This window comes from Marinobacterium rhizophilum DSM 18822 (assembly GCF_000378045.1).
GTDB classification, from domain to species: Bacteria; Pseudomonadota; Gammaproteobacteria; order Pseudomonadales; family Balneatricaceae; genus Marinobacterium_A; species Marinobacterium_A rhizophilum.
The window spans coordinates 120,899-135,811 of the sequence record NZ_KB899104.1 but is presented as its reverse complement, the minus strand read 5'-3'; the positions used below and the strand labels follow the sequence as shown (position 1 = coordinate 135,811).

The following is a 14,913-nucleotide window of genomic DNA, read 5'->3' as shown; positions in this document are numbered from 1 at the left end:
AGTCTCGTTTCCCGCTCCAATACATCCTATCGTGTTACATCAAAGACAGTGCCGACCCAGTAGGCGACCCGCCTTTTATTTGTCGGGCCCGCGACCGGGGCGCCGGAACGCCGGCCACCGGAGCGCCGGCCGAATCGAGTCTCGTTTCCCGTGCTAACCCTCACAGAGGGTAGTCAAGACTCATTGCGTACCTTCATACCATTGTATCTCCGTCCACTCTTCTGACAGTCCAAACGGGCTTCCTTTTCGCTGTGCGAGTACAGGTTGAATTTTCTATAGGACGCTTTCTTTAATTTGCAGTTTTACCGTGCTACAGGCACATTCTTTTCTATACTTGCACACGACTGATTGGCATTTCAGGGGTAGCAAGGGATTGTGAGAAAGTTTCTGCGATATTGGGCGCTGGTTTTAACGCTTGGCTTGGTGCCGCTGCAAAGCCTGTGGTCGCAGGTGGTCATCGCTCATCCCGGCGTACAGACCGGCGTTCTCAGTCCGACCTATCTTTTTGCGCTCTTTTCCCTGCGTATACGGCATTGGCCCCAAGGGCAGCCGGCTACGCTCGTTGTGTTCAAGGATGAGCATCCTGCGCATATTCATTTCGTTAAGCAGGATCTGGGCGTGTTTCCGTATCAGCTGCGCAGCATCTGGGACCGGTATATTTTCTCGGGTGCCGTGCAGGCACCCAGGACCGTCGAGACTGCCGAACAGATGATTAACTGGGTGAGCGCTACCGAAGGTGCTATCGGCTACCTTGACTCTTCCATGGGCGACGTTCCGGGAGTGCGCGTCATTGAAATCAAATAGCCCTGTCCATCTGGTAAGTCTCGCGCTGCTCTTCGTGGCCCTGACGGTGCGGGCCGAAGACATGACATCCGACGGTAACCTGCGTGTTAACGGCTTTATTACCCAGGGCTACTTTCAGTCTGATCACAACAATATTTATGGCAACAGTGAAGACGGCAGTCTTGATTTTCGCGAACTGGCGGTTAATGGATCCTGGCGCCCGAGGTCAGACCTGCTGCTGGCCGGCCAGCTGATGTCCCGTCGTGCCGGCAATGTGAATGACGGATCGCCTCAGGTTGATTATCTGCTGCTTGACTGGCGCATGCAGGATGATCAGGAGACGCAGAGCGGCATCCGTTTGGGGCGGCTCAAGGTGCCCTATGGCTTCTATAACGATACCCGGGATGTTGCCTTTACCCGGCCATCTATTCTGCTTCCTCAGGAAATCTATTACGACATGTCGCGTGACATTGCGCTGTCTGTGGATGGTGCGGGTATCTATCGCCAGGGGACAACTTTGGGGCTCAACCTGGATCTGGATATGGTGGTTGGTGTGCCCAAGCACGATGCCGCGGTGGAATATCCCTATCTGGGGGGGGATATGCCCGGGAAGTTCGAGTCCGGCATCGCCGCTATTGGTCGCTTGATGCTCGCCGATCCGCTGGAGCGATGGCGAGTGGGTGTGTCCTTGCTGAGCTTTGATCTGGATTACGAGGCGTTCGACGACCCCGTGCCCGCACTGTTACCGGGCGATGGTCGGCTGCATGTGGACATAGCCGTGCTATCGGCGCAAATGCGGTATCTGCGCTGGGCCTTCACGGCGGAGTACATGCTGCAGCATATCGACTGGAGCGAATTGGGCGGGGTTGTGGCACTAAAACCTGAGGTGTATCTGGAGGCGTATTATCTGCAGGCACAATATCATTTCCTGCCGCGCTGGGATCTCATCCTGCGTTATGGCGAGGCTTATCTCGATCGTGACGACAGGGGAGGCCGGGGCTTCCAGGCTCGGCTTGCCGAGCTGGGCATCGCTGCGCAGCCGGCGGTGCGCTATGCACAGGATCTGACCCTTGGGATCGGCTGGCAGCCGGCGCCAAACTGGCTGCTGCGGGCGGAATGGCACCGTGTGCAGGGCACGCTCTGGCTGCCGGGGCAGGACAATCCGGACACTGCGCAACTGCGGCGGAACTGGAATCTGTTCGCCTTGCAAGCTACCTACCGGTTTTAGGCGGATGCTTAAGCGTTGGGTGGCGTCGCCGGTACAGGGCATGTTGTCGGTGCCAATCCGTGCGAAAAATGCCGTTTGCCCGGTGTATGCCGTGGCTCCAGCTGCGCGCGCGCGTGGGAAGGCGTATACCGCAGGGGGGGCGATAAGGGCCAGGATGCGCAGGTCTGTCAGGGGGCTGGGATGAACAACATCTGGAAGCGCGGCAGTACCTTTGTCAGCCTGAAATGGAAGTTGATGCTGATTCTGCTGATGACGCTCTCCCTGGTGCATGTTCTGGCCCAGATGTTGTCTTATTCGCGTCAGCAGCAAGAGCTGGCGACCGAGCTCCGTACCCGTAATCAGTACCATCTTGCAATGCTGAATGCCACCGTGGAGGCCAGTTACCGGCGTCTGCTGGACATCGCTCAAATTCTTTTGCCGCCCTCACAGGGTGAAGCGCAGCCGGACGTGGATTCCAATAGTCGCCTGCTTCGGCTGGCCCAGGCCCTGGACGCTCGCGCGTCAGACGCACTGATGCAAGGCGTGGTCGATCTGGTGCAGCTGTACAGCCATGAAGGCCACTTGCAGCGCGGCTGGGGCGTGGCGCTTGAGCTCGGGCCTGGGGTTGTGAGGCGGGTGCTTGAGCGTGAACGGCCGCAGTACAACATTACCTGCCTGCAGGATTGCCTGCGCTACGTGGCCATTCCGGTCATGCTTGGCGATGGAGAAACCGCAGTGCTGTTGGTCGGCAGTCCCATGCATGACGTGGTGCTGGAGTACCACCGCCAGAGCAGCGTCGACATCGGGCTGTTGCTGGCATCGTCAGAGCCGGGTACAGGCCAGAAGCTGCGCCTGGTGGCGCTGACCAACCGGGGTCGTTATGAATCCATGCCCGGTTTTATGGATCTGGATAGCTGGCTGCGAAGGCCCGGTGTGGCCTTTGGCCAGGAATTTGAGGGGCGCGAACTGGAACTGCTGCTTTCGCCTTTGCAGCAGGATGTGTCGGACAGCCGCGCCTACTGGCTGATTATCAGTGATATTACGGCACCGCTGGAGGCCATGCGCAGCCGGCGCTTGTTTGACATGACGGTTGCACTTGGTGGCATTGTGCTGGCCCTCGTGCTGCTGGCGTTGATGTTGCGCCGTCCACTGGGATACCTGGGGCGTCTGGCCGAGCAATTGCCGCAACTGGCCAGGGTTGGTGGGCTGCGCGCGCAGGAATTGCTGCAGGGGCCGTCTGGCAGGGGATCCAGGGTTCTCTGTGACGAGCTGGATGTGCTGGCAGACAGTGCGGCAGAACTGGCCAGCAAGCTGGATCAGCTGGAGGATGCTGTTGCCGATCGAACCCTGAACCTGGAGCGGCGCAGTGCGGCGCTGCAGCGCGAGCGGGACTTCGTCACCAGCCTTTTCGATACCGCCCAAGCCGTGATTCTGACGCAAAACCGGGACGGGGTTATTCTGTCGCTTAACCAACATGGCGGCCGGCTTCTGGGAATCCCCTTGCCGTTGCAGCCGGGCCTTCGTTTCGATGCGATCGGTCTGCAGGCAGAGGGAGATGACGCATCGTCGCAGTTGCAGTCGCTCTATGCGGGCAGGAGCAAGCGGCTGCAGCTCGATACGCGCTTTGAGACCCGTGACGGGCGCGAGCTGCACCTGTCGTGGCAGCATTCGCGGTTGCGGGAAACCGGCGATGATGATGCCTATATCCTGTCTATCGGTCTGGACATGACCGAACGACGTCACGCTGAAGGTCGCCTCTACTGGCTTGCCAATCATGATCCGCTGACCCGCTTGCCTAACCGTCAGCTGTTTTTCGAAGCGCTGGTGCAGCGAATAAAATCTGCAGCACAATCGGGCCGGGAGCTGGCGATGCTGTGCTGTGATATTGACGATTTCAAAAGCGTGAATGACAGCCTCGGGCATCTTGTCGGCGATCATTTGCTGGAGGCCGTAGCACTGCGTATTGGCGAAATTAGTGGAGAAGAGCACCACCTGGCACGCCTGGGGGCTGATGAGTTTGTGCTGATGCTGGAGTGCGAGCAGGGCGTTATGGCGGCGGCGACGGCGCTGGCTCAGCGCCTGATTGGCGCTTTTATTGAGCCTTTTCACCTGGATGGTTATGAGATCTACAGCACTGTCAGTATTGGCATCAGTGTGTTTCCGGAACATGGCCAGGACGCCATCGACCTGGTCAAGAGTGCCGATCTGGCGATGATCGAGGCCAAGGAGCAGGGAACGGGTCGCTACCGCGTTTATCACTCGGCGCAGGGCAGTATGCGGGTTGAACGCTTTGCGTTGGGTAACGAGTTGCGCCGGGCAATCGATCAGGGTGATTTCACCTTGCAGTATCAACCCAAGATGGATGCGCTGAGCGGCCTTGTCTGCGGTATGGAGGCGCTGGTGCGCTGGCACCATCCCGAGTTTGGCGCCGTATCACCCGGGCGCTTTATTCCGCTGGCCGAGGAAATGGGGCTGATCGTGCCGCTGGGGCACTGGGTCTTGAACGAGGCCTGTCGACAGATGGCGCGGTGGCAGCAGGCCGGCATGATTCCGATACGCGTCGGTGTGAACCTGGCCGGCCCGCAGATTGCCCATGACAATCTGCTGCGGGAAGTGGATGACGCCCTGGCCGATTCCGGCTTGCCGGCGACACTGCTGGACCTGGAAATCACCGAGAGTTTCATTATTCGCCAGCCCGAGTTGAGCATCAGCAAACTGACGCAATTACGCGAGCGGGGTATCAGCCTGTCGATGGATGATTTCGGTACCGGCTATTCCTCCCTCAGCTATCTGAAGCGGTTGCCCGTCAATACCCTGAAAATTGATCAGAGCTTTGTGCGCGACATCGGCAAGGACCGGGATGATGAGTCTATCGTCAAGGCCATCATCGTGATGTGTCGCAGTCTGGGGATTGGAGTACTTGCCGAGGGAGTGGAAACCCGCGAGCAGCTCGACTTTCTGCTCAAGCACGGCTGCAGCCGAATTCAGGGCTTTTACTACAGCCGTCCGCTGGATCCGGACGCGCTGTGGCAGTTCGTCGATCGCCATAGCCGCAGCTGATATGGGTCGCCCGGGCGCGATATGCGGTTCAAGTCGGTTCCACGATATCACCGGCCGGGGGAATACCTGCAAAGAAGCTTGGCTTGAGCCAGCGTTCGACATTTTTTGTCAGTTCAGACAAGCCCACCAGCTGCAGTTTGCCGTCGGCAACCGCCTTGCGGTAGCTGATATCACCCATCCAGAGCTGGCACATCACCTTCAGGCAGACATTGAAATATACGTCGACTTCCTTGCCGGGATCATGCACACAGACATCCACCTCATCGCCCTTGACGACAATCCACCAGTTCGGGTATTCCTTAACGTCGTTGAAATTGAAGCGGATAACGGTTTCATTGCCGATCAGGTTGCCAGGTTCGATGCTGCGCTCCAGATACAGCATGAGCAGTTCCAGATCGTAGTCGTCTTCGGTCAACTGTTCCCGTGCCCAGCGCATACCCCAGTGGCCCACCTGCTCCACCACGGGCATCAGTTCCTTGCAGGCCAGCGTCGGGAAGTATTCGAAGCCCCGCTGGCCGGGAATGCGTTTGCGCACGATCAGCCCCATTTCCTCGAGATTGACAAGACGCTTTGTCAGCAGGCTGGGTGACATCTGGCTCAGTCCGCGTTGAAACTCGCTGAACCTTGTCGATCCCATCAGCAGTTCCCTGACCAGCAGTAGCGTCCATCGCTCGCCGAGCACCTCCATTGCCTTGGCGATGGGGCAAAACTGGTAATAGCCCATTGTTTATCTCCCTGCGGAAATGTGATGCAAGGGGAGTTCAGCTCGCTCCCCTAAACCATCGACCACTAAAAGCTGTATCAAGTGTAGTTAGTTACTACAAAATCTATAGTGGAATTGTGCAGTTTTTGAAGTAATGCTACGGGTCTGTTTTGTTTAATCTGTAAATCAGACGGATACAGATGAAACAAGAGGGCGGGGTAATGTGCAAACTCAGAAAAAAGAATATAGATATAACTAAACTGCGCAAAACGCTCGGGTATTATCCAACGGGTGTTTCGATTGTGACTGCGCCTGGTGTTAATGGCCAGCCGATTGGCATGACTATTAACAGCCTGATCTCCATCTCGCTTGAACCTCCATTGATCGGATGGTGCGTCGATCGTCGTGCCGCGAGTTTTGCGGATTTTTCACAGTGCCAAAACTTCAGCATCTCAATTCTGAGCGAGGATCAGAGCGAGCTGGCACGGCTTTTCGCGACTCGCGGGGCCGACAAGTTTGCCGGGCTATGCGCGGGCCGGTTTGACGCCGGCGAGACCCAGGCCGGTGTATTGATTCCCGGTGCCTGTGCCTGGATACGTTGCAGCGTCTACCGCTTTGTTCCTTTGGGGGATCACCTGATGCTGGTCGGCGAAATCACGCATTTTCAGCATGCGGATGAAGTGCCACTCGTTTTTTCCAAAGGGATATTCAGAAACCTGGCCGGTGAAAATAAAGTGGCGGCGTGATCTCGCCTCATTTTTTACTGGCTGTGAAAATTAATTCGTTCTCGTAATTGAGCATCAAAAAATATAACAAGAGGGCTAACCCATGGAAGCATTCACACTTGATAGCAGACTCGTGCAGGTACTGCGAAAAATAGGGCCAAGCATTGCAGAAAATGGTCTGCAGGCCGACAGAACTGATTGTTATTCAAATGAAAATTGCGCCCTGCTGAAGGCCGAAAAGGTGTATTCGGCGCTCGTGCCAGAGGAATTTGGCGGTGGCGGATTTAATTATCGGGACATGTGCGGCTTTCTTCGCGAACTGGCGGCATATCATCCTTCGACCGCGCTTTCCTGCTCCATGCACCAGCATATCATTGCAGCAAACTGCTTTAATCATCGCCAGGGTCGGCCGGGGCAGGCGCTGTTGGAAAAAGTTGCCGCGGGCGAGCTGATGCTGATCAGCACCGGTGCCGGTGACTGGCTGGCATCCAATGGCGAGATGGAGCGCACAGAAGGCGGTTATCTCCTGAATGCAGTCAAGCACTTTGCCAGCGGTTCGCCCGCCGGTAATGTGCTGGTGACGTCTGCACCCTATCAGGACCCTGACGCGGGCTGGCAGGTGCTGCATTTCCCCGTCCCGATGACGTCACCGGGTGTGACTGTGCTGGATAACTGGGCGCCCATGGGCATGCGCGGTTCGGGTTCTAACAGCGTCAAACTGGAAAATGTGTTCGTGCCGGACGCCAGTGTGGCCGTGCGACGCCCCCGTGGGGATTTCCACCTGATGTGGTGCGTCGTGCTGCCGGTGGCACTGCCGCTGGTCATGTCGGTGTATTACGGCGCCGCCCGGGAGGCCGCCGCCAGGGCCCGTGCACGGTGCATGGCCAGCCAGGACCCGGTTACGCCCTATTTGCTCGGCGAGATGGAAAACGCGCTGACGACAGCGCAGGTGTTGCTGGACAGCATGATTGAGATTGTTGATGAATTCAATTTCACGGCAGACCTGAACACCGTCAATGAGATCGTGAAGCGCAAAACCCTGGTTGCCGATGCATGCAAGGTGACAGTGGCCAAGGCGATGGAGGCCTGCGGTGGTCCGGGCTTTCTGCGTGGCAACGGCATCGAAAACCTGTTTCGCGATGTCATGGCGTCTCATTTTCACCCGCTGCAGGAAAAGCGGCAGCATCTGTTCACCGGATCACTCGCCATGGACAGGGAGCCACCGGCCCAGGCGTTTTGAGCCGATATCAAATGCAGTTGCCGGGCGGGGCCTGTGTTGGCGCCCCGTCTGGCAAATGAGTGGAGAATCGAGCAATGGGTATTTTCAAACGTGTATTCAGCCAGTTACTAGTGCTTTGTAATGTCCAGACCATGATCGGCGACAGCATGCCCAAACAACCTGATCCACGTACGCTGAAGGATATCGGTGTCGATCGGATGGCGGCGGAACACCTCAGAAACGAGCGCCTCTGGCGCGAACTCGCCTCCTGATACTCTGCGCCAAACAAGGCTGGCGATGAGCCCGCATGAGCGGCGGGCCTCAACGTCTTTCCAGTGCTTTCTACTATTGTTAACCTGACGGGTAAACCGGTTCTAGCGACCGTGCAACGGATACAGGGAGCCTGTAGTTGAATCCGGATCAATGGCTGATTACTGGCGTACTGCTGCTGACCCTGGCGCTCTTTGTCTGGGGAAAGTATCGCCATGATGTGGTGGCGGCGATTGCCCTGGGTCTCTGTGTACTCAGCGGCCTGGTTGCATCTGAGGATGCGTTTGCCGGCTTAGGTCATCCTGCGGTGGTCACCGTCGCGGCGGTACTGGTCATCTCCGATGCATTGCGCCGCTCCGGCGTCGTGGACATGATCGTACAAAAAATCCTGCCTTATACCGAGCACCCGCTGAGTCATATCCTGATTCTGACGACGGTGGTGACCCTGGCGTCGGCATTCATGAACAACGTTGGCGCCCTGGCGTTGATGTTGCCCGTAGCATTGGCAACCTGCAGCAAGCATCAGCGCTCACCGGCGCTGATCCTCATGCCACTGGCCTTTGGCAGTATTTTGGGGGGCATGACTACGGCCATCGGTACGCCGCCCAATATCATTATCACCATGATGCGGGCGCAGGTGAGTGGTGAGGCCTTCAGCATGTTTGATTTTTCGCCCGTTGGCGTCGCCATCGCCGTGGTGGGCGTGCTCTTTATTACGCTGCTGGGTTGGCGCCTGATTCCCGCGGCGCGTCTGAAGCACAGCTCGCCGGAGCAACTGTTCGCCATTGATGACTACCTCACCGAGGTCATCGTAACCGCCGACTCGGCCCTGGTCGGCAGGCCGGTGGCTGAGATCGAGGGTCTGGATGACAGCAGTATCGAGGTTGTCGGTGTGGCGCACCGGTTTGGCAGGACGTTGTCACTCAAGCCCGGTCAGGTACTCGAGACCGGCGATATCCTGATTCTGCAGGCCGACCCGTCGGAAATTCAGCCGTTGCTGGACAAGAATGATCTGGAACTGATTACCAGTGCGGACAAGAAATTCGCCGAACTGACCCATGGCGACCTCGCGCTTGTGGAAGGCGTTATCAAAAAGGGCTCTGTGCTCGAGGGACGCGATGTGCCGTTTCTGCGCCGACGCAGCCGCAGTTCCCTGGCATTGGTCGGTCTGGCGCGAGAAGGGCAGCAGGTGCGCCGCCGTCTGCGGCGTACCCGGTTTCAGGCCGGCGATATTCTGCTGCTGCAGGGCGCTGCCGATGATGTCGATGAGCAGCTCAACGAACTGGGCATGATTCCGCTGGCCGAGCGCAATCTCAGCCTGGGGCAGCCTAAGAAAGTGGCCGTGGCACTGACCATCTTCGCCGTGGCCATTGCGCTGGGAGTCGCCAAGGTGCTGCCGCTGGCCATCGTGTTTTCGCTGGCCGTCATCGTCTACCTGCTGCTCGACATTCTGCCGGTGCGTAATCTTTACGATGCCATCGACTGGCCCGTGATTATCCTGCTCGCGGCCATGATACCGGTGGGTAATGCGCTGCAGAGCACGGGTCTTACGCAGTTGCTGGCTGGCGAAGTACTGGCATTGACCGACGGCATTCCGGTGTATCTGATTGTCGGCCTGGTGCTGGTGGTGACCATGTTCCTGTCGGACATTATCAATAATGCCGCCACGGCGGTCATCATGGCGCCACTGGCGTACGGCATTGCCATGGGACTGGGGGTCAGTCCCGATCCGTTCTTCATGGCAGTGGCTGTGGGTGCATCCTGCGCCTTTCTGACCCCTATCGGGCATCAGTCCAACACGCTGGTGCTGGGCCCCGGCGGGTATGCCTTTGGGGATTACTGGCGCATGGGGCTACCACTGGAAATATTGATTGTACTGCTGGCTGTACCGCTGATTCTGCGGGTCTGGCCGCTCTAGCCATGTGACTGTGCGCCGCCGTGGTCATTTTATGTGATGTGAATGGGTGTCAGCATGAGGCAGGTCATTACCGGCTACCACCGCGATGAGGCGGGTGACTGGGTCGCGCAGCTGGCGTGTGGGCATTTTCAGCATGTGCGCCACACGCCACCCTGGGTCAACCGGCCCTGGGTGGTTACCGCAACGGGGCGGGCCGCCATGCTGGGCTCTGCGCTGGAGTGCAGAAAGTGCGATGAGGGCGCGCCGCCCGACTGCAGGTAGAGAACCGCACCGCTACCGCTTTTCAACGGGCAGCCAAGCATTTGGCGATGCCACAACACTGCGGCTGATGCTCAGGGGCGGCGATGGCATGGGACGGTCGGCTTCATTAGCCTCTAATGCAGATCGAGCAGTCGTGCGCGAGCTTCCTCGTAATTGAAGCTTTCACCTGCCGCCTGGGCTTCATGGCGCATCTCGTCCAGCCGCTGGAAGATGTCAATTTCGTCGTCTGGCATGAAATGCAGCAGCTCGCCACCGAACAGCCAGAACAGATCTCTGGGTACCAGCGGAACCAGGTCGGGGTAATGTCGTACCAGTCGGGCCAGAATTTGCTGGCCGGATTCGATATAATCCCCGCGCTGGTGCTCCATGTCCGCGACCAGCTGAATCAGCTGTTGCTGAAATTCCGCCTCGTTTTCAGGTAGTTCGTCCTGGTTGAAGGGGGCATGACGCAGCAGGTTGTTGCTGGCAACTTTGAGTAAATTAAGATGAAACTGGTAATAGTCTGCAATCATCGGTGGCTACCCTCGGTGGAAGGGGCGTTATTCTAGCAAAGGATGGCACTGGAGCGAGTGTTGCAGGACGCCATTTTGTAGATAGGCTTGGGCCTTGGTGCCCCTAGGTTGAAATCGAATGCCTCTGGCCGCATATATGGCAGACTCTGACGCCGTCGCCTTTGCAGCTGCCAATCCCCCGGGGATACATTCCTGCGGGCCTGCAATACCTATTCAGTGGCTCCTGCGGGCCGAACAGACAGGATGAATACATGACCGCTGCGCTATCGATACGCAATCTTCGTAAAACTTACGGCAATGGCTTTGAAGCCCTCAAGGGCATCTCGCTGGAAGTGCAACAGGGGGACTTTTTTGCACTGCTTGGGCCCAACGGTGCCGGCAAGTCCACCACCCTGGGGATCGTATCGTCCCTGGTCAACAAGAGCTCGGGCGATGTGGAGGTCTTTGGTCACAGCCTGGATACCGCCCATGCGCAGGCGAAGATGTGTCTGGGGGTGGTGCCACAGGAATTCAACTTCAATCAGTTCGAGAAGGTGATGGATATCGTCACCACCCAGGCCGGCTATTACGGCATACCACCGCGCCTGGCGCGGGAGCGGGCTGAGTACTATTTGAAGAAGCTGGGTCTCTGGGACAAGCGCAACCAGGTATCCCGCATGCTGTCCGGTGGCATGAAGCGGCGTTTGATGATTGCCAGGGCGCTGGTGCATGAGCCCAGGGTGCTTATTCTCGATGAGCCCACTGCAGGGGTGGATATCGAGTTGCGCCGCTCCATGTGGGCTTTCCTGCAGGAGATTAACCGCGCCGGCACCACCATCATCCTGACCACGCACTATCTGGAAGAGGCGGAGAGCCTGTGCCGCAACATTGCGATCATCGACCATGGCCGCATCGTCAAGGACACCAGCGTCAAGGCATTGTTGCAACAGCTGAATACCGAGACCTTTATCCTGGACATTAACCCTCCCCAGGCGGCACTGCCTGCGCTCAACGGTTACCAGGCGCGGCTGGAAGATGACCATACGCTGGTGGTGGACGTGGAAAAAACGCAGGGCCTGAGCAGGCTCTTTTCCGAGCTGTCTTCACAGCGCATTGAAGTGCAAAGCATGCGAAACAAGGCGAACCGGCTCGAAGAGCTTTTTGTCAGCCTGGTGGACAAGAACCTCACGGATGAGAAGAACGCCTGAGTGATATTCAAGCGCCTGCTATTAATCCGGCGGGTTAATACTTGAAGCAGGGATGCCTCATCCTTGCCCGCAGGGCAACGCGAACCCCACAAAAACCGGCACGTTCACACGCTTGGCCTGGTTTTGTGGGGTGACAGACAAAGAGGCATGGAACCTATTTGTCTGTCAGGATAATAGTGCCCTGAGTCCTGACAGCTCAGGCACAATATGCGCCAGGCAACGCCCGCCGATGGCGAGCAAACTGATTACCTTAAAACAGGAGAGTGCATGAAACCGCGGGAGCTATTTATTGCTTTCTGGACGATAGTCGTCAAGGAAATACGCCGATTCATGCGTATCTGGCCGCAGACATTGCTGCCACCGGCTATTACCATGACGCTGTATTTCATCATATTCGGCAATCTGATTGGCAGTCGCATTGGTGAGATGGGCGGCTTCGATTACATGGAATATATCGTTCCCGGCCTGATCATGATGTCAGTCATCACGAACTCCTATGGCAATGTGGTGTCGTCATTTTATGGCACCAAGTTTCAGCGCCATGTCGAGGAACTGCTGGTTTCGCCCATTCCCAACTGGGTCATTCTGAGTGGCTATGTGGTCGGCGGCGTGGCCCGGGGCGTTGGTGTGGGGCTGATCGTCACACTGCTGTCGTTGTTCTTTACCGATCTGCAGGTGCATCATCTTTTCGTGACCATCAGTATTGTGCTGATGACATCGATACTGTTTTCACTCGGGGGCTTCATCAATGCGATTTATGCCAACTCCTTTGATGATATTTCCATCGTGCCGACCTTCGTGCTGACGCCGTTGACCTACCTGGGTGGCGTGTTTTATTCAATCCAGCTGCTACCGGAGTTCTGGCAGGGGGTGTCGATGCTGAATCCCATTCTGTATATGGTGAACACCTTCCGTTACGGTATTCTGGGTGTCAGTGACATCAACATTGTGTTTGCCTTCAGCATGCTGCTGGCGGTGATCGCCGTGCTGTTCAGTTATTCTTTGTACCTGTTGCAAAAAGGCAAGGGGATCCGTTCTTGAGTCATGAAGATCAGGTGTTGCACCAGTCGCCACTGGGGCAGGGCACCGCATACGTCAATACCTACGATGCCAGTCAGCTTTACCCGATTGCGCGCGATCTCAACTGGGAGAAGCGCGGTATTGAGCGCAGCAGCCTGCCATTCGCTGGCGAAGATATCTGGAATGCCTACGAGGTGTCCTGGCTCAACAGCCGCGGCAAGCCCGTGGTGCGCCTGGCGGAGTTCCGCATACCGGCCAGTTCCAGCCATATCATTGAGTCCAAGTCGTTCAAGCTGTACCTCAACTCCTTCAACCTGAGCCGGTTCGACACTGAAGCCGAGGTTGTGGCACTGATGGTGCGGGATCTGTCTGCCGCTGCCGGCGCCAAGGTTGCGGTACAGCTCATCGCCCCCGATGCCAGTGCCCCGATTGGCGCCTTTGAGGGTAGCTGCCTTGATGAACTGGATGTGGACATCGAGCACTATCAGCCTGCGCCCGAGCTGCTCGGCGCAGAGGGTGATGTCGTCGAGGAAAGCCTTTACAGTCATTTGCTCAAGTCCAATTGCCCGGTGACGGGCCAGCCGGACTGGGCCAGTATCCAGATTCGTTACACGGGGCCGCGTATCGAACGCGAAGGATTGCTGCGCTACCTGATTTCGTACCGCGAACATGGCGACTTCCATGAACAGTGTGTCGAAAATATCTTTATGGATATCTGGCAGCAGTGCCGTCCCGCGTCGCTGAGTGTCTATGCCCGCTATGTACGCCGCGGCGGGCTGGACATCAACCCCTATCGCAGCAGCCGGGCGGAGCCTGCGCCCAATCTGAGACTGGGACGGCAGTAATAATCTGCCGCTCACTTTTATTGCCCCTGACAGGAGACCCTATTCCATGGATGCACTGGATGCCTTGACCAACCGCGTATCAATTCCGCTGCTGGAGGCGCCGGGCCCGAGTCGCGATCAGCTGGAGCAGATGTTTCGCGCGGCCCTGCGGGCTCCCGATCATGGGGGGATACACCCCTGGCGCTTCCTGGTGATTGAGGGCGAAGGTCTGGACCGCCTGGGAGAGCTGTTCCTGGCGTCTGCCAAGGCAAAGGATCCGGACCTTGCACCGGAGCGTTGCGAAAAACTGCTCAAAGCCCCGCGCCGCGCCCCCCTGGTGTTGGTGGTGATCGCCTCAACGCGTGAGCACCCGAAGGTGCCGAAGATTGAGCAGCAGATATCCGCTGGCTGCGCTGCCAATAACATCGTCATCGCAGCCCACGCTATGGGTGTCGGTGCCATGTGGCGCACCGGTGATCCGGCCTATGATCCACAGGTACTGAAGGGATTGGGGCTGGGGGATCACGAATCGCTGGTAGGCTTCATCTATCTGGGCACGCCAGGCCGCCAGCGCACGTCGCCTGCGCTGGAACCAAGCGACTTCGTCAGCCGCTGGGATGGCGCCTGAGATGGCTGGCACGGCAGACATTGCTGATTTTCAGCGCTGGCTGCTGGGCCAGATACCGCTGCTGAACCACATGGGCCTGGGCCCCTTTGACTATGATGGGCAGTGCCTTGCGATTCCCGCGGCGCTGGGACCCAATGTGAATGACAAGGGCACAGGCTTTGGCGGCTCCCAGGCCACGCTGGCCACGATTTGCGGCTGGTCTCTTGTCACTCTACTGCTGCGCAAGCAGGGGCTGGACTGCGATCTGGTCATTGCGGACAGTCATCTGGAGTACCTGTCGCCGGTCGATGCGGATTTTGTCGCCCGCTGCCGATTACCGGATCAGCCGAGGGTCGATTCATTTCTCGAGCGGCTGCGAACCAGGCGCAAGTCGCGGCTGGAGTTGAACGTTGAGCTGCGTCAGGGCGAGCGCGTGGCGATGCGCATGCGTGGCCGCTATGTTGCCCTGCTGCGTGATGTCGCTGATACGACCCCGTCTGAACCTGGCGCTTCACGCCACAGCTGAAGGCGTCTTCGCGCTGCATTCTTTCCCGTGTTGTTGCCTGCCTTGTCAGTGAGCAGCGCTAACCGGCTGACGGTTAAAGCCGGTTAACGCT

At 57.8% G+C, this 14,913-nt stretch carries 15 protein-coding genes; 13 read left to right on the top strand and 2 right to left on the bottom strand.

Going from position 1 to position 14,913, the window contains the following annotated elements:
• Positions 1–375 precede the first annotated feature (375 nt).
• The 3 genes from F451_RS0116905 to F451_RS26830 all read left to right on the top strand — a co-directional run bounded on the left by F451_RS0116905 (position 376) and on the right by F451_RS26830 (position 5,050).
• Positions 376–804 carry a hypothetical protein gene (locus F451_RS0116905; RefSeq protein WP_020682579.1) on the top strand — a complete coding sequence of 143 codons (429 nt, stop codon included), beginning with the start codon at positions 376–378 and terminating at the stop codon, positions 802–804.
• The gene (locus F451_RS0116900; protein WP_156826530.1) at positions 791–2,011 is read left to right on the top strand and encodes a hypothetical protein; all 1,221 of its coding nucleotides are present in this window, start codon (positions 791–793) and stop codon (positions 2,009–2,011) included. The genes F451_RS0116905 and F451_RS0116900 overlap by 14 nt, the downstream gene beginning before the upstream one ends.
• 180 nt (positions 2,012–2,191) lie before the next feature.
• Entirely contained in the window at positions 2,192–5,050 is a 2,859-nt protein-coding gene (locus tag F451_RS26830) for a bifunctional diguanylate cyclase/phosphodiesterase (RefSeq protein WP_020682577.1), read from the top strand.
• A gap of 28 nt (positions 5,051–5,078) precedes the next feature.
• On the opposite strand, the gene F451_RS0116890 is transcribed toward F451_RS26830, so the two are convergent.
• On the bottom strand, positions 5,079–5,774 hold the full coding sequence (locus tag F451_RS0116890; RefSeq protein WP_020682576.1) for a winged helix-turn-helix transcriptional regulator: 696 nt from the start codon (positions 5,772–5,774) through the stop codon (positions 5,079–5,081).
• A 179-nt stretch (positions 5,775–5,953) separates the two neighbouring features.
• On the opposite strand from F451_RS0116890, the gene F451_RS25855 reads away from it, so the two are divergent.
• From F451_RS25855 to F451_RS0116865, 5 genes are all read left to right on the top strand, one after another.
• Positions 5,954–6,499 (top strand): flavin reductase family protein, encoded by a 546-nt coding sequence (locus F451_RS25855; protein WP_083928466.1) that lies wholly within the window; start codon positions 5,954–5,956, stop codon positions 6,497–6,499.
• A gap of 82 nt (positions 6,500–6,581) precedes the next feature.
• On the top strand, positions 6,582–7,718 hold the full coding sequence (locus F451_RS0116880) for an acyl-CoA dehydrogenase family protein (protein ID WP_020682574.1): 1,137 nt from the start codon (positions 6,582–6,584) through the stop codon (positions 7,716–7,718).
• A 74-nt stretch (positions 7,719–7,792) separates the two neighbouring features.
• On the top strand, positions 7,793–7,969 hold the full coding sequence (locus F451_RS27830) for a hypothetical protein (protein WP_020682573.1): 177 nt from the start codon (positions 7,793–7,795) through the stop codon (positions 7,967–7,969).
• A gap of 137 nt (positions 7,970–8,106) precedes the next feature.
• The gene (locus F451_RS0116870) at positions 8,107–9,885 is read left to right on the top strand and encodes an SLC13 family permease (RefSeq protein ID WP_020682572.1); all 1,779 of its coding nucleotides are present in this window, start codon (positions 8,107–8,109) and stop codon (positions 9,883–9,885) included.
• Between the two features lie 54 nt (positions 9,886–9,939).
• On the top strand, positions 9,940–10,146 hold the full coding sequence (locus tag F451_RS0116865) for a DUF3565 domain-containing protein (protein WP_020682571.1): 207 nt from the start codon (positions 9,940–9,942) through the stop codon (positions 10,144–10,146).
• A 113-nt stretch (positions 10,147–10,259) separates the two neighbouring features.
• Here F451_RS0116865 and F451_RS25850 read toward each other — a convergent pair whose 3' ends face one another.
• Positions 10,260–10,658, bottom strand: coding sequence for a PA2817 family protein (locus tag F451_RS25850; RefSeq protein ID WP_020682570.1), 399 nt, complete (start codon positions 10,656–10,658; stop codon positions 10,260–10,262).
• A 251-nt stretch (positions 10,659–10,909) separates the two neighbouring features.
• Here F451_RS25850 and F451_RS0116855 point away from each other — a divergent pair, with 251 nt between their 5' ends.
• From F451_RS0116855 to F451_RS0116835, 5 genes are all read left to right on the top strand, one after another.
• Positions 10,910–11,845, top strand: a complete 936-nt coding sequence (locus F451_RS0116855) for an ABC transporter ATP-binding protein (RefSeq protein ID WP_020682569.1) — start codon at positions 10,910–10,912, stop codon at positions 11,843–11,845.
• 267 nt (positions 11,846–12,112) lie between these two features.
• Positions 12,113–12,886 (top strand): ABC transporter permease, encoded by a 774-nt coding sequence (locus tag F451_RS0116850; protein ID WP_020682568.1) that lies wholly within the window; start codon positions 12,113–12,115, stop codon positions 12,884–12,886.
• Positions 12,883–13,710 carry an NADPH-dependent 7-cyano-7-deazaguanine reductase QueF gene (gene queF / locus F451_RS0116845; protein WP_020682567.1) on the top strand — a complete coding sequence of 276 codons (828 nt, stop codon included), beginning with the start codon at positions 12,883–12,885 and terminating at the stop codon, positions 13,708–13,710. Before F451_RS0116850 ends, queF begins: the two co-directional genes overlap by 4 nt.
• 46 nt (positions 13,711–13,756) lie before the next feature.
• Positions 13,757–14,317 (top strand): nitroreductase family protein, encoded by a 561-nt coding sequence (locus F451_RS0116840; protein WP_020682566.1) that lies wholly within the window; start codon positions 13,757–13,759, stop codon positions 14,315–14,317.
• A 1-nt stretch (position 14,318) separates the two neighbouring features.
• The gene (locus F451_RS0116835) at positions 14,319–14,822 is read left to right on the top strand and encodes a YiiD C-terminal domain-containing protein (protein WP_156826529.1); all 504 of its coding nucleotides are present in this window, start codon (positions 14,319–14,321) and stop codon (positions 14,820–14,822) included.
• The last annotated feature ends 91 nt before the right edge of the window (positions 14,823–14,913 follow it).